This window comes from Caballeronia sp. LZ033 (genome assembly GCF_031451265.1).
Classification (GTDB): Bacteria; Pseudomonadota; Gammaproteobacteria; order Burkholderiales; family Burkholderiaceae; genus Caballeronia.
Window position 1 is genome coordinate 495,289 of sequence record NZ_JARUXQ010000004.1, and the last position, 19,724, is coordinate 515,012.

A 19,724-nucleotide genomic window follows, 5' to 3' on the forward strand; every position below is an offset into this window, starting at 1 on the left:
ACTTTAGGACAATGCAGTCATACCAATACGCCTTTTTTTAGCCAACAACCGTTATATCCGGCAAATATTGCGGTTTTATGGGTCTTTTCAGGCGGGGTATCGGGGGATCAGGCAGGAACCGGCGGGGTCGAACAGCGAGCGCCGCGAAGGCCGCGCCCGCCGTGTCGAAGGATAGCCACAGGAAATGCCCCCCGCGCGATGAAGAGGGCGGATCGTGCGATGACCGCTCAGGACTTCGGTTTTGCCTTGGTGGTGCGCTTGGTGACCTGCATCTCTTTTGCGTCTGCGGCCTTGGCGGGCGATGCCTTGGTGCCGGCCGTTTTCTTGCGGCTCGACATTTCAGTTTCGGCGGGTTGCTGAGCTGAAGCCTTGCGTGGGGATGGCATGATGACCTCCTTCAGGACGTGTCCGGATCGACACACTGATAACCATAGGCGGCGCTCCGCCGCTATTCAAGACCTGGCGCGGCTGAAAACGCTTCTGATGACGAAGCATTTCGGTCTTGCTCCCACCGAAGCGGTTCAACGAAGCAGTTCAACGAAGCAGCTTGAGCCCTGCCGGCAGCGTCTCGCCGAACACACGGCCTTCGTCCGCGCGATCCAGTTCCACCGTCTCGCGGACCATCGCGATCCACGACTGCGCCGCGTTCATCGCTTCGAGGCGCTGGATGACGGCGGCGCGCGTCTCGTCGGGGAGATCTCGCGAGCGGTCGCCAGTCATGCGGGCGATCTGCACGGCGGCGAACGCGGCGGGATCGACCTTCTTCCAGTCGAGCGCGAGCAGGGCGTCCAGCCAGTGTGCAGCGACATCGGGCGGCACCACGCCGTGCGCGCTGCCGTAGAACGGCTGGCGCGCGCCGATCCGCCCCAGCGCCCACCAGCTCTGGATGTTCTCGGAAGGCTTCTTCAGCCGCGTGAGCAGCCATTCGCCGACCTCGATCTTGCGTTCCACCGGCACGCGTTCGAGCGACGCCGCGAGCCGCACCATGTCCTCGTAGCCCGCGCGCGCCGCGCCCGCCGCACGGCGGTAACGGCTCGTGCCGGGCGGCTGGAGCACGAAAGCCATGTCGTCCAGCAACCGCAGCTGGGCCGCTTCGGACAGCCCGCCGGCCGCGCGCCGCCACAGCGTCCACCACTCCGACCAGATCTGGCTTTGGTTGCTGTACTGGATGCCCTGGTCGAACAGCGTCCATAGCTGCTCGACGCGCCAGTCGTCGAGCGGATGGCCGAAGCCCGGCCGCATGCAGAAGCCCGTCAGGTTGAGCCACAGGCGTTCGTGATCGGCGCTGCGCCGGCGCTTCTTCGCGCGCTCGAACAACGCGCCGAAGAGCTCGCGCAGCAGGGCGATGTCCCAGGTATCGCGCGTGCCGAGCGCGTGTTCGAGCTGCGCGCGCAGGCGCCTCACTTCCTTCGGGCCGACGTCCTGCGAACGCGCGCCAAAGGTGCGGTCGATCAGTTCGACAGCCTTCGGCAGCGCCGGATGCGTGACCGCGCCCGCCGGCTCGGCCGGCGACGTCTCATGGCGCAGCTCGAATTCGAGCCGCCAGCGTTTCGACGGGTCATCGACGGCGATGCAGTGCATCTCCAGCGTGCCCACTTCGGTCAGCGAGGTCGTCAGCTGCACGGCGGTGTCGCGGGGGCGGGCCGGGTCGCCGGCGTGCGCATCGATGACGGTGGCGATCGGCGGCAGCCGCACGAAGTCGGCCGATGCGCCGAGGTCCACAAGTTCGCCCGCCTGCCAGGCCGTCTCCGCCACCGACGACGCCAGGTGGAACCGCACCGGCGCGCCGAGCGTCAGCGCGAAGGTGCGATCGGCGAGATGCACCGGCTGGTCTTCCTCGGTGCCGCGCGGCAGCACGCAGACGCCGCGCGTGCTGTCGGGCGCGTTGTCGAGCAACAGGAAGAAGCTGCGCGCCGAGCCGCCGCCGATCTTCGGCGCATGCCCCGAGCGCGCCAGCGCATAGGCGACGGCGCCGCGCGCAACGGCCACATCGGGATCGGCGTTTTCAAGCACGTTGACCGACGCGCCGCGCCAGTCCGACAGCGTCCGGGCGATGCGCCGCGACAGCGGCCCGGCGCGGAACACGCCGCCGTTCAGCAGCAGCGTGTCGGGAATGGCGAGGGCGTCGGCGGGCAGGTCGAGCGCCTTGCGCGCCTCGCCCGCGTGCTGGCCGAGAAAGGCCGCGACGTGCCGCGTGATGGCCGGATCGCTTGCATAGGGCAAGCCGAATTCCACCAGACCGCCGCGTGCACGCCCCGGCCGGTCGCTCGCGGTGACTTGCGGGAAGAAGCCATCGACGATGATCTGCCCGATCTCGTCGCGTGTGATCTCGACGGAACGCGCCCCGCCGATCAGCTTCGAGCCCGCGCCCAGCAGCGTCACCGCGACGGACGCGGGCGCGTCCTTGCCGAGCAGTTGTTCCTTGGCGGCCCGGCAGCGTTCGACCAGTTCCGCCATGCGCGCCGCCGAAAGCCGCGCGGTATCGCCCGTCAGCCGCCTTTCGACGAGATGGGCGAGCGCCAGGTCCATGTTGTCGCCGCCGAGCATCAGATGGTTGCCCACGCCGACGCGCGTCAACACCGGCTCGCCGTCCTGCATCGCGACCTGGATCAGCGTGAGGTCGGTCGTGCCGCCGCCCACGTCGACGATCAGCACGAGGCGTGTCTGTGCAAGTTCATCACCAAGCGTCGCTCGATGATGGAACAGCCAGTCATAGAACGCGGCCTGCGGTTCCTCCAGCAGGCGCAGCGAGGTCAGCCCCGCCATGCGCGCCGCTTCGAGCGTGAGGGCGCGCGCGCCTTCGTCGAACGAGGCGGGCACGGTCAGCACCACGTCCTGGGCGTCGAGCGGCGCGTCCGGAAAGCGCTCGTTCCACGCGGCGTGCACGTGCGCCAGATAGCTCGCGCTGGCGATCACCGGCGAGATCTTCTCGACATCGTCGCCCGCGCCCCACGGCAGAATGGGCGCGAGGCGATCCACGGCGCCGTGCGACAACCAGCTCTTCGCGCTCGACACGAGCCGTCCCGGCGCCTGCGCGCCGAGCTTGCGGGCAAACTGGCCGATGACCGCGGCCGCTTCCATCTCGCCCCACGGCAGGTGCAGGTCTTCGCTGCGAAGCTCGCCCGGCGCGTAGTGATAGCGCAGCGACGGCAGCAGCGGCAGCGCCGCGACCTCGCCCGGAGCGACGAGCTGGTCGATGCCGAACACGCGCACCTCGTCCGAGCCGGCCGCCGCATACGCGACGACCGTATTGCTCGTGCCGAGATCGATGCCGACGCTGAAACGGGACACTTACAGGCCCATGCCCTGATCGACGCTGGCGTTCGGACCGCCGCGCACGTCGAACTCCACCTTCCAGCGTTCCGACGAACCGCGCGGAATCGCTTCGAGTTCGAGCGTGCCCGCCTCGGTCACGCGGGCGTGCAGCTTGACCGGCACGACTTCGCCGGGCGTGCGGCCTTCCGACGGCAGCGAGGCCTCGATCTCTTCGAGTTCCTGGAGCTCGTCGGGCTGCCAGAAATCGAGCAGCGTGCCGACCTGGTCCTGGCGCCGCACCGATGAGCCGAAGAAGCGGAAATGCACCGGCTCGCCGACGACGAGACCGAATTCCTGCGCGGGCAACGCGGCGTCGGTGCCTTCCTCCATGCCGAACGGCGCGACGCACAGCGCCTGCACCGGCGGTTCGAGGCCGGGCACGGCGGGCATCGCCGATTCGATCGCCACGTAATAGGCGCGCGCCGTGCCGCCGCGAATCCGCACGCCGCGGCCATGCCGGACGTAGCCGTAATAGGCCGCGCCGCGCGCGACCGCGAGGTCGAGGTCCGCGCCTTCGAGCAGGCGTGCGGCGGGCGCGTTTTCGGCGGCGAGCCACTGATTGAGCGTGGCCATCACGCGGTCCACCAGCAGCGGCGACTTGAACACGCCGCCATTGAACAGGACGACCGTCGGATGGAGCATCGTCGCGCCCTGCGGCGCCTCGCGCCGGAGCCCTTCGACTTCGGCAAGCGCATTCACCTGACGGCCGAGGAAAGCCGCCAGATGACGCGTGACGGCGGCGTCCTGCGCGTACGGCAGGCCGAGCTGCGTCAGGCCGACACGCGCGCGCGACACGGGACGCGCCGCGGCGTCGACTTGCGGGAAGAAGCCTTCGAGCAGGATCTGGGTCAGCTCGGCGCGCGTGAGTTCGGTGCGCAGCGAACCGCCGATCAGCTTCGAGCCGCGGCTCGGCACGACGAGCGGCACGGCGTCGGCGGCGGGATCGGAGAGCAGGGTTTCCTTGGCCGAACGGCAGGCGTAGGTGAGCGCGCGCAACTGCCACGGATCGGGCTGCGTGCCCTGCGACGCCAGCTTCCGGGCGACGGTATGCGCGAGCGCGAGGTCCATGTTGTCGCCGCCGAGCAGGATGTGCTCGCCGACCGCGACGCGATGCAGTTCCAAATTGCCTTCACGCTCGACCACGGCGATCAGCGAGAGATCGGTCGTGCCGCCGCCGACATCGACCACGAGGATCACGTCGCCGACCTTCACCTGCTTGCGCCAGCCGCCCGCCGACTTCTGGATCCAGCTGTAGAGCGCGGCCTGCGGCTCTTCGAGCAGCGTCATGCGCGTATAGCCGGCGGCCGCCGCGGCTTCGGCGGTGAGTTCGCGCGCGGCGGGATCGAAGGACGCGGGGATCGTCACGGTGACGTCCTGCTGGTCGAACGGCGCGTCCGGATGCTGATGGTTCCACGCTTCCCGCAGGTGCGTCAGATAGCGCACCGAGCTTTCCAGCGGCGACACGCGCTCGACTTCCTCGGGGGCATCGGCGGGCAGGATGGCCGCGCGGCGATCGGCGCCCGGATGGCACAGCCAGCTTTTTGCGCTGGAGACGAGGCGGATGGGCGTGCCCGCGCCCCGGCTGCGCGCCAGTTCGCCGACGATGAAGCGGCGTTCCTGCGTCCACGGCAGCGTCATGTCGCCGGGCGCGAGTTCGTTTTGGTGCGGCAGGTAGAGAAAGGAGGGCAGCAGCTCGCGTTCTTCGGCGGCGCCGGGCGCGGTCAGCTGCGCGACCGGCAGCACGCCTTGCGCGGTCTTTTCGCCGTCGCTTGCGCTCATGTCGACGTAGGAGAGCGCGCAGTGCGTCGTGCCGAGATCGACGCCGATCGAATAGCGGGCGCGCGTTTCGTTCATATCGCTCACAGTTCCACCTCCGCCGGCGCGACGATGCTCGCATCATGGGACGGCGCCAGCTTCGGCAGGCGCGTGTCCTCGACCTTCCAGCCGCGATGGCTGATGCTGCCGCTGAACGGCGCGCGGCCGACGACATTGCCGGTCAGGCGCACGGCTGCCGCGTCGAAGCCTTCCTGCAGCGTGATGCGGCTGCCTTCGGCTTCGCTGCGCACGGGGTTGATCGTGAAGTGCTCGCGCAACACGGCGCGGCAGCCGTCGTGCACGAGGCGGGCGGCAGCGCCGATATCGGCGTCGCTGTATTTGGCGATGTCTTCCTCGACGAAATCGACGAAGCGCGCGTCGCGTTGCAGCAGCGCCAGCAACTGGAGCGCGGCGACCGGGCTGGCTTCCTTCAGCGCGGACGGCGCGGGCTGCACCGGCGCGGCGGCGGGCTTCGGCGGTTCCGGGGCGGCAGGCGCCGCTTCGGGCGCATGGGGTGCGTCGCGCAGGCGCTGCACGCGGCCGGCGAACGCGGCGTTGCCCAAGACGCCGAAGAAGGCGCCGAAGGCAATGCCGATCCTGCCGAAAAAGCCTGGGTTCATGTCGGTCATGTGATGCTCCTGTAGGCCGCGCGAGGACGACTCCGATCCTCGGGCGGCGCGGGTGGCCGGTGTTGGGTGCCGTTGGGCGAAAGGTGCCGGAATGCCCGCAGGTTCGTGCTCCGTGCGCCTGCGCGAGCAGTCGGCATGCCTTCGCTGCGAAGACGACGGGACGAAACAGGGGACAACGCGGGAAACCTGGCAAACGCGCGCGTGGTGCGTTCACCGAATTCCGCTATTTTCCATGATGTCGCGCCCCGGCTGGAAAAACGCGCCTGAACGCGCAGGCGCGCGAGACGCCCCGGGCTGCAGCGGCGGGCCTCATTCTCGCGATTTGCGCGGCCAAGTCAAGGCGCGGCGGGGCTTTTCAAACGTCGGCAGGTCAGAGCTTGTAGCCGATCTGGCGCAGCAGGTCCTTGCGCCATTGCACGTCCTGCTCCGCTTCCACGCCGAGCGGCGGCAGGCCGTCCACCACGCCGACGATGCCGCGCCCCTGATCCGTCTGCGCGACCAGCACCTGGGTGGGATTGGCGCTCGCGCAGACGATCCGGCAAACCTCGGGCACCGCCTTGACGGCGTTGAGCACGTTCACCGGAAAGAAACCATCGCCGAGCATGATGATGAAGCTGTGTCCCGCGCCGATCGTCAGCGCATTGCGCGCAGCCAGATCGACGAGATTTTCGTCGGTCCCCGACGTGCGCACGAGCCGCTTGCCCGATGCCTCGCAGAACGCGAGTCCGAAGCGGATGCCGGGCACCGCGCCGACCAGTGCCTCGTGCAGGTCCTCGACCGTCTTGATGAAATGCGACTGGCCGAGGATGAAATTCGTGTTCTCGGGCTTGTCGATGCCGATCGCGAGCAGTTCCATGGCGTGTCTCCCGTGCGCGCAGGAACTTCCATGGTAGGCGCTCCGGCGCCGCTCACGCGCGGATTTCGAAGCCCGCGAGATACGCCGCGCTGTCGCCGCCGTCCCACACGCGGCCGTCGCAGAAGGTGGCGGCGCGCCGCTCGCCCGGTATCGCGATGCCGGCCGCCTGCGCTGCCTCGCGATACAGCGCGGTCTGGTTGACTGCCGCGGCGAGGGCGGCGTCGTCGGGGGCGCTGTCCAGCATGCCCCAGCGCCGGTACTGCGTGATGAACCACTGGCCGTCCGAGAGGCGCGGATAGTTGACCGCGCCGCCATCGAAGAAACGCACGGGCAGCGCGTGCGCATCGCCGCCATGGGCCACCGAGAGACGCGCCTCGATCAACCCGCGCGGCACATCCAGCAGTGACGCCGAGGCCAGCGCCTCCGCGATCTCCGTGCGGTGCGCGGGCGCATCGAGCCAGGCGCAGGCGTCGAGCATCGTGCGCACCAGCGCGCGCGCCGTGTTCGGATACAGCGCGGCGAAATCGCGCCGGCACGCCAGCACCTTTTCCGGATGGTCCGGCCAGATCTCGCTCGTATAGGCCACCGTGCGGCCCGCGCCGTGCGCTTCGGCCACCGCGTGCCACGGCTCGCCCGCGCAGAAACCGTCGAGTTCGCCGGCCGCGAGCGCGTCGGCCATGCGCGGCGGCGGAATCACCACGCTGCGCACGTCGCGCAGCGGATGCAGGCCGTTCGCCGCGAGCCAGTAGTAGAGCCACATCGCGTGGGTGCCGGTCGGAAAGGTCTGCGCGATGACGGGCGGACGGCCAAGTGCCTGTAACGCTTGCTTGATGCTTGCGCCGTCTTCGATTGCATCGGCGAGCGCGCGCGACAGCGTGATGGCCTGGCCGTTGCGGTTGAGCACCATCAGCACGGCCATGTCCGCCTGCGGTCCGCCGATGCCCAGCTGCACGCCATACACGAGGCCATAGAGCGCGTGGGCGGCATCGAGTTCGCCGGAGAGCAGCTTGTCGCGCACGGCGGCCCACGACGGCTGGCGGCACAGTTCGAGCGTGATGCCATGACGCGCGCCGAGTTCGCGCAACGCGGCGACGGCGAGCGGGGCGGCATCGGAGAGCGCAACGAAACCGAGCCGCAGATGCGTGCGTTCGGGCGTGGAGAGAGGGGTGTCGGGCGGGTTCATGATGGTTCTTGAATGCGGTGTCGGTCAGCGCAGCAGGTCGGCCATGGCGAGCAGCTGGCGCGCGATTTCCGCGACCTTCACGCCCTGATCCATGGCGCGCTTGCGCAGCGCGGCGTAGGCGTCGTTCTCGGACATGCCGCGCTTGTCCATCAGCAGGCGCTTGGCGCGGTCGATGACCTTGCGCTGCTCCAGTTCGTTTTCCACTTGCGCGAGCCGCAGGCGCAATTGTTCTTCATGGGCGAAACGCGCGAGCGCGACCTCGATGATCGGCGCAAGACGCGCGCTCGCGAGTCCTTCGACCGAATAGGCCGTGACGCCCGCGCCCACGGCCGCGCGGATGAATTGCTGGTCGGCGTCGTTGCTGAACATCAGCACGGGGCGGGGCGCCGCCTTGTTCATCACGGCAAGCTGTTCGAGCGTGTCGCGCGACGGCGAGTCGGTATCGATGATGACGACATCGGGTTTCTGACTCTCGACAGCCGCATGCAGCGCCGAGGGCGCGGCGACTTCGGCGAGCATGTCATAGCCCATGCGCGCGAGCTGCTCGCGCAGGTCGCCGATGGGCTTGTCGGTGTCGGTGACGAGGAGAACGCGCAGCATGCGGGAAGCGGGAGACGGGGTCATGCGAGGAACGGCGATGGCGGCCGCGGAGACTTCAACGACTTTAACGCGCCGCCCGCCGTTTGAGAACCCGCATCAGGCAGCATGCGCGAAGCCTTGGGCGTGAACGGCGAATTCGACCGCCTCGCCGATCGCGCAGCCGATCAGGATCACGGCCGGGCTGCCGAGGCCTGCTGCGGCGGCGTCATCGGCGAGACGGCCGAGCGTGGTGACGAGACGCCGTTCCTGCGCCGAGCCCGCGTGCTGCACGACGGCGGCGGGCGTGCTCGCGGGCAGCGCCTCGCGCAGCGCCGCCGCGATGCTCGCCATGCGGCTCATGCCCATGTAGATGGCGAGCGTGGTGCCGGTGGCGGCAAGCGCCTGCCAGTCCGGCTGGCGATGATCCTGCAGATGCGCGGTGACGAAAGTGACGCCCTGGCAATGATCGCGATGCGTAAGCGAGATGCCGAGTCCGGCCGCCGCCGCGAAGCCCGACGACACGCCGTTGACGATCTCCACCGCGATGCCCGCTTCGCGCAGCGCCGCGATCTCTTCGCCGGCGCGGCCGAAGAGCAAGGCATCGCCGCCCTTGACGCGCACAACGTGCAGGCCTCTGCGTGCATGGCGCTGCATCAGCCGCTCGATGAAGGCCTGCGGCGTGGAGCGGCAGCCGCCGCGCTTGCCCACGCGGATCACGCGCGCTTGCGGCGCGAGCGAGACGATGTCCGGATTGGCGAGGTCGTCGAGCAGCAGGACGTCGGCGGCGGCGAGCGCGCGGGCGGCGCGCAGCGTCAGCAGGTCGAGATCGCCGGGACCTGCGCTCAGCAAGGTGACTTTCCCTTTCGCGGTGTTCATCTTGATGTCCTCTTTCGACTGAAGCGCAAAAACAAATGGCGTCCGCTCGTGCCGGTGCACGAAGGGACGCCATTGTCCTTGCTCTCATGGATTCGTGTGCCGCGCACGTCGTTGCGCGCGGCGCTGCATGAGTCAATGCAAGTAGCAGGCCATGCCACATTCAACCGGATTTCGGCACCCGCCTTGTGCGCGGCGCACTGGACGAGCACCGTTTCGGCGCATGCATGCCTGCTCTGTGTGAACGGTGCGTGTTCACCGGGTGGTTAAAAAAGATAACCAGACGGTACACATAAGCAAGCAGCGCTGCGTGTCGATGCAGCGGCCCGCACGGCATCAGTGCTGCGCCGCACCAGCGCTGTGCCCGCCTGCATCGAAAGCGCGCTGCGCCGGGTCTTCGCGAAGGCTCCGGTCATGCCGCGCACAGCCATGCCCAGCAAGGCTTTGCAGCCGATTCCGCCGCCGATGGCATAGCCCTTGCCTTATGGCTTGCCATCGGATCAACGGCGATCCGTCTCGATTACAGCGCCCGCAGGTGAACACCGTGCGGGCATCGGACAACGGCGTCCCCCGCATCGGCTTACCGGCTGAATGCGCGGGACGCCTTTCTTTTTTTGGCGGTTAGACGATGGACAAAGCCACCCGGATCGATCTCTTCAGCATACGCAGCGTGCCGATGCGCGCCTTCCATCTCACCTGGATGGCGTTTTTCGTGTGCTTCTTCGCGTGGTTCGCGTGCGCGCCGCTGATGCCGCTCATCAAGCGCGAGTACGGTCTCAGCGCCGATCAGGTCGCCAACATCAACATCGCGGCCGTCGCCGTGACGATTCTCGTGCGGCTCGTGATCGGCCCGATGTGCGACCGCTTCGGTCCGCGCCGGGTCTATAGCGCGTTGCTCGTCGCAGGCGCGGCGCCGGTGATCGGCGCGGCGCTCTCCACCGGTTACGACAGCTTCCTGTGGTGCCGTCTTGCCATCGGCGCGGTGGGCGCGAGCTTCGTCATCACGCAGTACCACACGTCGGTGATGTTCGCGCCGAACGTGGTCGGCACCGCGAACGCGACGACCGCGGGCTGGGGCAACGCCGGCGCAGGCGCAGCGCAGGCCGTCGTGCCGCTGCTGGTGGCGGCGGCCATCGCGCTCGGTGCGGGTGCTGCGTCGTCGTGGCGCATCGCGCTGCTGGTGCCCGGTCTCGCGATGCCGGTCATGGCGTTCTTCTACTGGCGCTATACGCAGGACTGCCCGCAAGGCGACTTCGTCGAACTGCGCCGCGCGGGCATCGCCATCGACGGCGGCAAGAAGGGCGGCTGGCAAAGCTTCCTCGCCGCGTGCTCGAACTATCGCGTGTGGATGCTGTTCGTCACGTATGGCGCGTGCTTCGGCGTCGAAGTGTTCATTCACAACATGGCCGCGGTGTATTACGTCGACCGCTTTCATCTCACCCTCGGCGAAGCGGGTCTGGCGGCGGGCAGCTTCGGCCTGCTCGCGCTGTTCGCCCGCGCGCTCGGCGGCTGGCTCTCGGACAAGGTGGCCGCGCGGCGCGGTCTCGACGTGCGCTCCACGCTGCTGTTCGTGCTGATCGCGGGCGAAGGGATCGGGCTGTTTGCCTTCGCGCATGCGCCGGGCGTGGTGCTCGCCGTGATCTCGATGCTCGCCTTCGGCCTCTTCACGCACATGGCCTGCGGCGCGACCTACGCGCTGGTGCCGTTCATCGACCGCAAGGCGCTCGGCGGCGTGGCCGGCGTGATCGGCGCGGGCGGCAATGTCGGCGCGGTCGCGGCGGGCTTCCTGATGAAGGGCCTCGGCAGCGCCCAGGCCACGCTTTCGATGCTCGGCGTGATCGTCGCCGGCACGGCGCTGTGCGCGCTGGCCGTGCGCTTCTCGCCCGAACACAAGGCGCGCGAAGCCGCGCTGCGCGAACACGCGCTTGCAGCCAACAACGTCGTCGCGAACTGAGAACAACAAGGTCCCCCGTCATGAAAATCGTCGTCATCGGCCACGGCATGGTCGGCCACAAATTTCTCGAAGCGCTTGCCGAAAGCGGCAACGATGCCGTGCAGGTCACCGTGCTGTGCGAAGAGCCGCGCGCCGCGTATGACCGCGTGCATCTCACGGAATTCTTCACGGGCAAGAGCGCGGATGATCTCTCGCTGGTCGAGGAAGGCTTCTTCGAGCGTTCGGGTTACGCGCTCAAGTTGAATGCGCGCGCTGTAGCAATCGATCGCGCGGCGCGCACCGTGACTGCCTCGACCGGTGAAGTCCTCGCCTACGACAAGCTCGTGCTCGCGACGGGTTCGTACCCGTTCGTGCCGCCGGTCGAAGGACGCGATCGCGCGGGCTGCTTCGTGTACCGCACCATCGAGGACCTCGAAGCGATGCAGGCCTTCGGCGCGCATTCGAAGACCGGCACGGTAGTCGGCGGCGGCCTGCTCGGACTGGAAGCGGCCAAGGCGCTGCGCGACATGGGCTTGCAGACCCACGTCGTGGAATTCGCGCCGCGCCTGATGGCAGTGCAGGTCGACGAAGGCGGCGGCCGCATGCTGCGCGGCAAGATCGAGGAACTCGGCGTCACCGTGCATACGGGCAAGAACACGCTGGCGATCGTCGAGGGCGAAGGCGCGGCGAACCGCATGAACTTCGCCGACGACACGCATCTCGACACCGACATGATCGTGTTCTCGGCGGGCATTCGTCCGCGTGACGACATCGCGCGCGCGGCGGGGCTGGAGATTGGCGCGCGCGGCGGCATCGTGATCGACGACGCCTGCCGCACCAGCGATGCGGACATCTACGCGATCGGCGAATGCGCGCTGTGGAAAGGGCAGTTGTTCGGGCTCGTGGCGCCGGGTTACGACATGGCGCGCATCGTCGCGAAGCAGATCCTGGGCATCGAGGCCGCCTTCGCCGGTGCGGACATGAGCACGAAGCTCAAGCTGATGGGCGTGGACGTGGCGAGCATCGGCGATGCGCACGGCAAGACGCCGGGCAGCCGCACCTACCAGTACAGCGACGAGCGCAAACAGGTCTACAAGAAGATCGTCGTGTCCGATTGCGGCAAGTTCCTGCACGGCGCGGTCATGGTGGGCGATGCCGCGGAATATGGCACGCTGTTGCAGATGATGCTCAACCGGATCGAGCTGCCCGAGGCGCCCGAATTCCTGATCCTGCCTTCGAGCGACGGCCGCGCGAAACCCGCGCTTGGCGTGGAAGCGCTGCCGGACGGCGCGCAGATCTGCTCGTGCAACAACGTGAGCAAGGCCGAGATCTGCGCGGCGGTATGCGCGGGCGCGACCAGCATCGGCGCGGTCAAGTCGTCGTGCAAGGCAGGCGCGACTTGCGGCGGCTGCGTGCCGCTCGTCACGCAGGTGATGAAGTCGGAGATGAAGCGGCAAGGTCTTGCAGTCAACAATCACCTCTGCGAACACTTCCCGTATTCGCGCCAGGAGCTGTATCACATCGCGCGCGTGGAAGGACATCGCACTTTCGCCGCGCTGCTCGCGAAGCACGGCAAGGGACGCGGCTGCGATATCTGCAAGCCGGTGGTCGCCAACATTCTCGCGTCCTGCTGGAACGAGTTCGTGCTGAAGAAGGAACACGCGAGCCTGCAGGATTCCAACGATTACTACCTCGCCAACATCCAGCGCGACGGCACGTATAGCGTCGTGCCTCGCATGCCGGGCGGCGAGGTCACGCCCGATGGACTGATCGCGGTGGGGCAGATCGCGAAGCAATATGGCCTCTATACGAAGATCACCGGCGGCCAGCGGGTCGACATGTTCGGCGCGCGCGTCGAGCAGTTGCCGTTCATCTGGGAAGCATTGATCGCGGCCGGCTTCGAGTCGGGACATGCTTACGGCAAGGCGCTGCGCACGGTCAAGTCGTGTGTCGGCTCGACGTGGTGCCGCTATGGCGTCGGCGATTCGGTCGGCCTCGCGATCGAACTGGAAAATCGCTACAAGGGCCTGCGCACGCCGCACAAGATCAAGTTCGGCGTGTCGGGCTGCACGCGTGAATGCGCTGAAGCGCAAGGCAAGGACGTCGGCGTGATTGCGACGGAGAAGGGTTGGAACCTCTACGTGTGCGGCAACGGCGGCATGAAGCCGCGCCATGCCGAACTGCTCGCGTCGGACCTGGATCACGCAACGCTCGTGCGTTACATCGACCGCTTCCTGATGTTCTATGTGCGCACCGCCGACCGCCTGCAACGCACCAGCGTCTGGCGCGACAACCTCGAAGGCGGCCTCGACTATCTCGTCGATGTGGTCGTCAACGACAAGCTCGACATTGCAGCGGAGCTGGAAGCGGAGATGCAGCTCGTCGTGGATACCTACGAGGACGAATGGAAGAAGGCCGTGACGGATCCGCAGACGCGCAAGCGCTTCCGTCACTTCGTCAACAGCGACGCCGCCGATGTCAACGTGACCTTCGTCGAGGAACGCGGCCAGATCCGGCCCGCCACGCCGGATGAACGCAAGTCGAGGCTCGCTGACATCCCCGTGGTTGTCGAGACCGTCTGACCCATTGAAACGCAAGGAGATCAACATGAACGACCGCATCGAACAGGACTGGACCGCCGTGTGCGAACTCGACGACATCGTGCCGGACACGGGCGTCTGTGCACTCGTAAAGGGCGCGCAGGTCGCGGTGTTTCATCTCGCGGGCGAAGAGGCGCATGTCTATGCAATCGACAACTACGATCCGCATTCGCAGGCGGCGGTGTTGTCGCGCGGCATCGTGGGCAGCGTCGGCGAGCGCATCGTCGTGGCCTCGCCGATCTACAAGCAGCATTTCGACCTCCAGACAGGCGAATGCCTCGAGACGCCCGAGCTTTCGGTCAGCGCGTATCGCGTGAAGGTGGCGGGCGGCAAGGTGTGGGTCGCCGCCTGACCCATCTGCAGTTCGCTTTCATTGCATGACACAGCGCCGCCCGGCGCTGTGAAGCTGCTCTACGCTACTGCGCGCAACGCGCACGCCTCCGTGGAAACCCCTGAAAACAGGGCGTTTCTGTCTGCATACCTCCTACAAATGAGCGCTGGGCCACTCAATTTCTCACGATCTGGAAGGACGTGAGGTCGAGTGTTGGCTTTCCCACGCTTATTGCCGTTCATTTTCCTTACAGTCACTCAAAACACAGGCACTCAGTTCAAGACCAAACGCCTGGAAACATCACCAAAAAGGTGATACGGGGATTGCGATGAAGAACGACCAACAACAAGCACAAGAAGCGGAAGGCCTGCGCGCCGCGCTCCGCTTCACGGACGGCCACCGTCCGCCACGCCTTCAAGAGCGCCGCTTTCGCTTGCCGGAAGCGCGCGCCGTGACCAGCCCGTACCCACGCTGAACACGCGCTCCGGCGCTTCCTGATTCACCCGCTTGCGACATCGCCCGGATCGACCGGGCAGATTCGAAGCAAGCCTGTGAAACAAGGATGCCTAAATAAATGGATTTGCTGTGCCCGCTACATATCGGCGTCGATGTAGCTGGATAAAAACGTGCGCCAAAACCAGGAGACATCACCATGCAACGCAAACTGATCGCAGCCGCCATCCTGTCGCTCGTGTCCGCTGCCGCCTTCGCCACGGGCACGAATTCCAGCTCCAGCTCGACGTCGGGCGGCAGCACGGCAGCCGCCGTGCACGGCTTCGGCGCCTTCACGGCCACCAACTCGGGCATCGCCAACGGCAACGCCTCGGCGCTGGCCGGCACGGGCTTCGGCGTCACGGGCAACGCAACCAACGCGACGACCGGCCACATCAACAATTCGTCGGTGGGCGGCGCGGGCTTCGGCGGTTCGTCGGCGAAGGGCGTGTCGGGCGCGGATGCCGCAGCGAATGCCTGGAGCAAGCTCGGCGGCGGCTGGCATTGAGCCACGGCGACGGACGGCGGATGCCGCCTGAAGGCTCCGTTTTCCCGTCACCGCATGAAGCAAACAGATGCAACGACAACTGATTCCAATTTCACTTCGTCAACAAGGAAGGTCCGTATGAAACGCACTCTGATCGCTGCCGCACTGCTCTCTTTTGTCTCCGTCGCCGCCATGGCCACGACCACGAATTCCACCTCGAGCTCGACCTCGGGCGGTTCGACCTCGGCTTCCGTCTCGGGCTTCGGCCGCTTCACCGCCACCGACTACGGCACGGCCAACGGCAACGCCCAGTCGGTCGCGGGCGGCATGTATGGCGTCACCGGCAACATGACCAACGCGACGACCAGCCACAGCAACACGTCGACGGTCGGCGGTTTCGGCCACGGCTCGTCGCAGGCAGGCGGCCTGTCCGGCGCGGATGCAGCCGCGAACGCCTGGAGCAAGCTGGGCGGCGGCTGGCGCTAAGCGGGTCACGAGCCACGGCTCACCCGCCAGGCAAAGGCCGCGTCGTGACGCGCCACGAGAGCGCAAGACGCGTCCTTTGCCCCAGCCGATAACAATAAAACCAGATCGTGTCACGGGACCGCCACGCTCACGGCGCCCCCTTCCTTCCGGAGAACCATAATGAACAAGACCACTGTGCAACTGGCCTGTGCGGTTCTGTTTTGCGCCGCGCAACTCGCTCATGCCGATACCACGGCCAACTCGTCGTCGGGCTCGGTGTCGGGGTCCACGTCCACCGGCATCGGCCAGGGCGGCGGATCGAGCCTTAACAACATCGGCACGTCGGCCAATTCGACGGCCAGCACCACCTCGAATTCCTCTTCCGTCGGCGGCCTCGGCGTGGCGACGGCGAACGGCGGCCGTTCGTCGGCCACGGGCGGTTCGTCGAACGTGAACATCTCGCTGACCATGCCCTCGCTGACCAACTCCAGCTCGTCATCGACGGGTGCGGCCGGCAGCGGCACGAGCGGCACCAGTGGTTCTGCGAACGGCATCGACGCGACCGGCAAGGCCTCGACGCCGGGTTCCAGCGCCTATGACACACGCGCCACGGTGGACTACAACCAGAGCTCGTACTCGGTGCGCACGACGCCGTCCATCGCCGCGCCCGCGCTCACCACGACGCTCTCCGATACCTGCATGGGCTCGGCAAGCTTCGGCCTCTCGATCACCGGCTTCGGCGCCACCGGCGGCACGACGATGGTCGACCAGGCGTGCGTACGCCGCCTCGACGCCCGCGAGTTCCGCGCGATGGGCCTGACCGATGTCGCGCTCGCGCTGCTGTGCCAGAGCGATTCGAACCGCCGCGCTGTCGAAGCCACCGGCCATCTGTGCCCGGGCACGACGAAGCCGCTGGCGAAGTCGGGCGAAGACGCCGTGCTGTCGGACGACGAGAAATACCGCGACCCGCTGGTTCGCGCACGCCTCGGCCTGCCGGTCACCGCCGCGAATCATCCTGAAGTCAGCATGAAGACGCAGGACGCGCCCGAGGTGAAGCAGCCCGCGCCGGCATCGGCGAAGCAGGCTGTGCAGCCGTCGCCGGTGGCGGAGCGCGGTCACGACAAGGCCGATGTCGCCGGCAATGGCGTCGAAGTGGCGAGCTCGCCCATCGGTGAGAAGATCGAAGTCGCGCTGATGCAGTGACGCAGCGCCGGTTCGCCGGCAAGGTGGTGCAGTGGAGCAGGAGACGCTTCGCGTTGCATGAGCGTCTCATCCTTTCAAGGGTTGGCTCGTTGTAGGGTTCCCGGAGAGCCAACCTTCGTTTTCCCGCTGAGGCATGCGATGAAGAGTCAGAAGATAGCGGCGGCCATCGCGCTCACGGCAGGCGCGATGCTCGCGACGATGCCGCCCGCGCACGCCCAGACGAGCGCGGGCGTGGTGTGGGCCGCGAACCCGGCCGGCGTGCAGGCGATGCCCAATGCGCAGGCGCTCGCGTTGTTGCCGTCGAGTGGTTATGTGCCGTTGCAGACGTCGGGTGGCACGTGTCTGCTGGTTGCGCGGCGCGGCACGCAGATCGTCGCGCTGGAGTTGTCGCCGCTCGCGATCGGCGCGAAGGTGATCGGCTGGAAGCCGCAGGTAATCGACATGAGCACGCTCACGTCGAAATGGGGCTACAAGACGCCGGATGCATCGATGGAGATGCAGTCATTCGGCAATCCGGTGACGGCGCAGATCTCGGCGCAGAGCAGCATGGACATGTCGAACCAGGCAAGCTCGTGGAGCAACGGCAAGGTGGAAGCGCACAGCAGCGCGATTGCAGCGGCATCCGGCGCGAGCGCGGGAGAGATGGAGTCAGCGCAATCCGTGACGGTGAACGGCAAGACTTATCGGCGCTACAGCCGCTTCAAGCCGGCGACGGCAGATGCGCCGGTCGCGGCATCGGACGAATATTTCTGCCAGTGAAATGCCGATGAGACTCAGGTTGCGGTCGATTTGCTCTCGGCCACCGGCGGCACCGGCAACGCCATGTCGTGCGTGGTGCGCGGCTCGCTGCCGAAGCGCGCGACCGAGAACGAGAAGGTATTGATGCCGCTCGCGCTCGTGGCCGCCACAGTGCCGCGATGCATCTCGGCCACCGCCTTCACGATGGCGAGCCCCAGGCCGTGATTCTCACGGCTGTTGGTGCGCGAACTCTCCGCGCGATAAAAGCGGTCGAACAGATGTTCCATCACGTGCGGCGCAATTGGGTCGCCCGGATTGGCCACCGCGATGCGAATCCGTCCGTGTTCGCGCACGACGGATACGGCAATCGTCGCGCCCGGCGCGCAATGCTGGATTGCGTTCATCACGAGATTCGACAACGCGCGTCCGAACAGCGATGTATTGACGAATGCGCGCGCGTCGCCGCTTGCCACTGCGCTGACGTGCGCTTCTTCGAGCGGAATCTCCAGGAATTCGAGCGTGCGATTGATCTCCGCCGCCAGCGATACCTCCACGAGCCCGGTGGCGCGTTCGCCCTGGTCCGCGCGGGCGAGGAACAGCATGTCGTTGATGATGGCGCGCACGCGCTCGAATTCTTCGAGATTGGATTGCAGCGTGTGGCGCAGTTCATCGATTGAACGGTCGCGCGTCAGCGCCACTTCCGTCTGTCCGATCAGAATGGTCACTGGCGTGCGCAGTTCATGCGCGACATCGGCATTGAAGGATTCGAGCCGGCCGTAGGCGTGATCCAGACGTTCGAGCGCGCCGTTGAAGGACTTCGCGAGATCGTCGAGTTCCATGGGCAGTGCGCGCGTATTGAGGCGCTGCGAGCGGTTGTTCGGGCTCAGCGTCTGCGCATCGCGCGACAGGCGTGTGAGCGGCGCAAGCCCGAGGCGCGCCACCGAATAGCTCAGCAGCAGGACCGCGACCGTGGCGAGCGCCATCAGCGCGGCGAGCGCCAGACCGAAGGCGCGCATGGTGTGGACGTTCGGAGAACAGTCGATGGCGACGAACAGCTGCAGCGGCGGCCGGTCCACATTGGGCGGAATGGTCAGCGTGGTCATCAGCATGTCGTAGGCGCGATCGGCCGGACGGAAGTGTACGTAGCCGCCCATCACCTGCTTGATGACGCGGCCCGCGGGCGGCGCGCCGTATTCGAAACGCGGGTCGTTGCTGGTGACGGCGAACAGCGTGGAGCCGTCGCGCGGCGTGATGTCCGCGAGCTTCTCGCGAGCGATCTTCCACTTGTCCGGATTCGACACGTGCGCGACGATGAGCCGGGCCACTTCCGCACGATTGTCGAGCGAGTCGCGCAGATGCTGCTCCAGCTGCATGCGCAGCACGAGAAACAGCCCCGACCCGACGAGCGCGAACACGAACAGCGCGACGAGCGCGAACATCACGGCGAGCCGCCGCGAGATGGAGCGGTGCGCGCGTGGTTCAGACGGCGACGACGCCCACGGCATGTTCATGATGGTCTCGCATCTTCCCGGGTTTCACGCAGGTCGCGGGCTTCGCGCACTTCGAGCACATAGCCCATGCCGCGCACGGTGTGCAGGAGTTTGGTGCGGAACGGGCCGTCGAGTTTGGCGCGCAGGCGCTTGATGGCCGTTTCCACGACGTTCGTATGACTTTCGAAATCGACTTCCCAGACGAGTTCGGTGATCGCGGTCTTCGACAGGATGTCGCCGTGGCGGCGCGCCAGCACCGACAGCAGCTGGAACTCCTTGGCGGTGAGATCGAGGCGCACGCCGTCGCGGGTGGCGCGGCGGCCGATCAGGTCCACGTACAGATCGCCGACGGAAATGAGCGTGGATTCCTGCGCGCGCGTGCGGCGCGCCAGCGCATGCAGCCGCTCGACGAGTTCCAGGAACGAAAACGGCTTGGTCAGGTAATCGTCCGCGCCTTCGCGCAGGCCGCGCACGCGGTCGTTGATGTGATCCCGCGCGGTCAGCATGATGACCGGCGTCGACTTCTGCAAGCGCAGCGCCTTCAGCACGGCGAAGCCGTCGCGGCGCGGCAGCATGACGTCGAGCACGACCACGTCGTAGTCGTATTCGATGGCGAGATGGGTGCCTTCCTCGCCATCCATGGCGACGTCGACGACCCAGCCCTGCTCGGTCAGCCCCGAGCGCAGGTAATCCACCACCTTGTGTTCGTCTTCGACTATCAGGACTTTCATGCCG

At 67.1% G+C, this 19,724-nt stretch carries 18 protein-coding genes; 8 read left to right on the forward strand and 10 right to left on the reverse strand.

Annotation, left to right across the window (positions count from 1 at the left end; all coding sequences use genetic code 11):
- Positions 1-227 precede the first annotated feature (227 nt).
- The 8 genes from QCE62_RS29470 to cobA all read right to left on the reverse strand — a co-directional run bounded on the left by QCE62_RS29470 (position 228) and on the right by cobA (position 9,253).
- Complete coding sequence (locus QCE62_RS29470; RefSeq protein WP_309926024.1) at positions 228-386, reverse strand: hypothetical protein; 159 nt, start codon at positions 384-386, stop codon at positions 228-230.
- A 148-nt stretch (positions 387-534) separates the two neighbouring features.
- A complete protein-coding gene (locus tag QCE62_RS29475) occupies positions 535-3,291 on the reverse strand; it encodes an Hsp70 family protein (protein ID WP_309926025.1) in 2,757 nt (918 codons plus the stop codon).
- Complete coding sequence (locus tag QCE62_RS29480) at positions 3,292-5,169, reverse strand: Hsp70 family protein (protein ID WP_309927498.1); 1,878 nt, start codon at positions 5,167-5,169, stop codon at positions 3,292-3,294.
- A 5-nt stretch (positions 5,170-5,174) separates the two neighbouring features.
- Positions 5,175-5,759: a DUF2760 domain-containing protein gene (locus QCE62_RS29485; protein ID WP_309926026.1), complete on the reverse strand. Its 585-nt coding sequence runs from the start codon at positions 5,757-5,759 to the stop codon at positions 5,175-5,177.
- 370 nt (positions 5,760-6,129) lie between these two features.
- Positions 6,130-6,615, reverse strand: coding sequence for an adenosine-specific kinase (locus QCE62_RS29490; protein WP_309819806.1), 486 nt, complete (start codon positions 6,613-6,615; stop codon positions 6,130-6,132).
- Between the two features lie 52 nt (positions 6,616-6,667).
- On the reverse strand, positions 6,668-7,798 hold the full coding sequence (locus QCE62_RS29495) for a CmpA/NrtA family ABC transporter substrate-binding protein (protein ID WP_309926027.1): 1,131 nt from the start codon (positions 7,796-7,798) through the stop codon (positions 6,668-6,670).
- A 24-nt stretch (positions 7,799-7,822) separates the two neighbouring features.
- The gene (locus QCE62_RS29500) at positions 7,823-8,398 is read right to left on the reverse strand and encodes an ANTAR domain-containing protein (protein WP_309926028.1); all 576 of its coding nucleotides are present in this window, start codon (positions 8,396-8,398) and stop codon (positions 7,823-7,825) included.
- Between the two features lie 96 nt (positions 8,399-8,494).
- A complete protein-coding gene (gene cobA / locus QCE62_RS29505) occupies positions 8,495-9,253 on the reverse strand; it encodes a uroporphyrinogen-III C-methyltransferase (RefSeq protein WP_309926029.1) in 759 nt (252 codons plus the stop codon).
- A 625-nt stretch (positions 9,254-9,878) separates the two neighbouring features.
- Here cobA and QCE62_RS29510 point away from each other — a divergent pair.
- The 8 genes from QCE62_RS29510 to QCE62_RS29545 all read left to right on the forward strand — a co-directional run bounded on the left by QCE62_RS29510 (position 9,879) and on the right by QCE62_RS29545 (position 17,520).
- Complete coding sequence (locus tag QCE62_RS29510; protein WP_309926030.1) at positions 9,879-11,204, forward strand: MFS transporter; 1,326 nt, start codon at positions 9,879-9,881, stop codon at positions 11,202-11,204.
- Positions 11,205-11,224: 20 nt separating this feature from the next.
- Positions 11,225-13,765, forward strand: coding sequence for a nitrite reductase large subunit NirB (nirB, locus tag QCE62_RS29515; RefSeq protein ID WP_309926031.1), 2,541 nt, complete (start codon positions 11,225-11,227; stop codon positions 13,763-13,765).
- 25 nt (positions 13,766-13,790) lie between these two features.
- Positions 13,791-14,135, forward strand: coding sequence for a nitrite reductase small subunit NirD (nirD, locus tag QCE62_RS29520; RefSeq protein WP_309926032.1), 345 nt, complete (start codon positions 13,791-13,793; stop codon positions 14,133-14,135).
- Positions 14,136-14,442: 307 nt separating this feature from the next.
- Positions 14,443-14,589 (forward strand): hypothetical protein, encoded by a 147-nt coding sequence (locus QCE62_RS29525; protein ID WP_309926033.1) that lies wholly within the window; start codon positions 14,443-14,445, stop codon positions 14,587-14,589.
- Positions 14,590-14,766: 177 nt separating this feature from the next.
- Entirely contained in the window at positions 14,767-15,114 is a 348-nt protein-coding gene (locus QCE62_RS29530; RefSeq protein ID WP_309926034.1) for a hypothetical protein, read from the forward strand.
- 117 nt (positions 15,115-15,231) lie between these two features.
- Entirely contained in the window at positions 15,232-15,579 is a 348-nt protein-coding gene (locus QCE62_RS29535) for a hypothetical protein (RefSeq protein ID WP_309926035.1), read from the forward strand.
- Positions 15,580-15,738: 159 nt separating this feature from the next.
- Positions 15,739-16,761: a hypothetical protein gene (locus QCE62_RS29540; RefSeq protein WP_309926036.1), complete on the forward strand. Its 1,023-nt coding sequence runs from the start codon at positions 15,739-15,741 to the stop codon at positions 16,759-16,761.
- A gap of 138 nt (positions 16,762-16,899) precedes the next feature.
- Positions 16,900-17,520 (forward strand): hypothetical protein, encoded by a 621-nt coding sequence (locus QCE62_RS29545; RefSeq protein ID WP_309926037.1) that lies wholly within the window; start codon positions 16,900-16,902, stop codon positions 17,518-17,520.
- Positions 17,521-17,534: 14 nt separating this feature from the next.
- On the opposite strand, the gene QCE62_RS29550 is transcribed toward QCE62_RS29545, so the two are convergent.
- Both QCE62_RS29550 and QCE62_RS29555 read right to left on the reverse strand, forming a co-directional pair.
- Positions 17,535-19,010 carry a heavy metal sensor histidine kinase gene (locus QCE62_RS29550; RefSeq protein ID WP_309926038.1) on the reverse strand — a complete coding sequence of 492 codons (1,476 nt, stop codon included), beginning with the start codon at positions 19,008-19,010 and terminating at the stop codon, positions 17,535-17,537.
- On the reverse strand, positions 19,007-19,720 hold the full coding sequence (locus QCE62_RS29555; RefSeq protein WP_309819829.1) for a heavy metal response regulator transcription factor: 714 nt from the start codon (positions 19,718-19,720) through the stop codon (positions 19,007-19,009). Before QCE62_RS29555 ends, QCE62_RS29550 begins: the two co-directional genes overlap by 4 nt.
- Between the last annotated feature and the right edge of the window lie 4 nt (positions 19,721-19,724).

Excerpts from the sequence above, each read along its gene's own strand:
- QCE62_RS29470 (WP_309926024.1), bottom strand. The coding sequence starts at position 386 with ATGCCATCCCCACGCAAGGCTTCAGCTCAGCAACCCGCCGAAACTGAA.
- QCE62_RS29480 (WP_309927498.1), bottom strand. The coding sequence starts at position 5,169 with ATGAACGAAACGCGCGCCCGCTATTCGATCGGCGTCGATCTCGGCACG.
- QCE62_RS29485 (WP_309926026.1), bottom strand. The coding sequence starts at position 5,759 with ATGACCGACATGAACCCAGGCTTTTTCGGCAGGATCGGCATTGCCTTC.
- QCE62_RS29490 (WP_309819806.1), bottom strand. The coding sequence starts at position 6,615 with ATGGAACTGCTCGCGATCGGCATCGACAAGCCCGAGAACACGAATTTC.
- QCE62_RS29495 (WP_309926027.1), bottom strand. The coding sequence starts at position 7,798 with ATGAACCCGCCCGACACCCCTCTCTCCACGCCCGAACGCACGCATCTG.
- QCE62_RS29500 (WP_309926028.1), bottom strand. The coding sequence starts at position 8,398 with ATGCTGCGCGTTCTCCTCGTCACCGACACCGACAAGCCCATCGGCGAC.
- cobA (WP_309926029.1), bottom strand. The coding sequence starts at position 9,253 with ATGAACACCGCGAAAGGGAAAGTCACCTTGCTGAGCGCAGGTCCCGGC.
- QCE62_RS29510 (WP_309926030.1), top strand. The coding sequence starts at position 9,879 with ATGGACAAAGCCACCCGGATCGATCTCTTCAGCATACGCAGCGTGCCG.
- nirB (WP_309926031.1), top strand. The coding sequence starts at position 11,225 with ATGAAAATCGTCGTCATCGGCCACGGCATGGTCGGCCACAAATTTCTC.
- nirD (WP_309926032.1), top strand. The coding sequence starts at position 13,791 with ATGAACGACCGCATCGAACAGGACTGGACCGCCGTGTGCGAACTCGAC.
- QCE62_RS29525 (WP_309926033.1), top strand. The coding sequence starts at position 14,443 with ATGAAGAACGACCAACAACAAGCACAAGAAGCGGAAGGCCTGCGCGCC.
- QCE62_RS29530 (WP_309926034.1), top strand. The coding sequence starts at position 14,767 with ATGCAACGCAAACTGATCGCAGCCGCCATCCTGTCGCTCGTGTCCGCT.
- QCE62_RS29535 (WP_309926035.1), top strand. The coding sequence starts at position 15,232 with ATGAAACGCACTCTGATCGCTGCCGCACTGCTCTCTTTTGTCTCCGTC.
- QCE62_RS29540 (WP_309926036.1), top strand. The coding sequence starts at position 15,739 with ATGAACAAGACCACTGTGCAACTGGCCTGTGCGGTTCTGTTTTGCGCC.
- QCE62_RS29545 (WP_309926037.1), top strand. The coding sequence starts at position 16,900 with ATGAAGAGTCAGAAGATAGCGGCGGCCATCGCGCTCACGGCAGGCGCG.
- QCE62_RS29550 (WP_309926038.1), bottom strand. The coding sequence starts at position 19,010 with ATGAACATGCCGTGGGCGTCGTCGCCGTCTGAACCACGCGCGCACCGC.
- QCE62_RS29555 (WP_309819829.1), bottom strand. The coding sequence starts at position 19,720 with ATGAAAGTCCTGATAGTCGAAGACGAACACAAGGTGGTGGATTACCTG.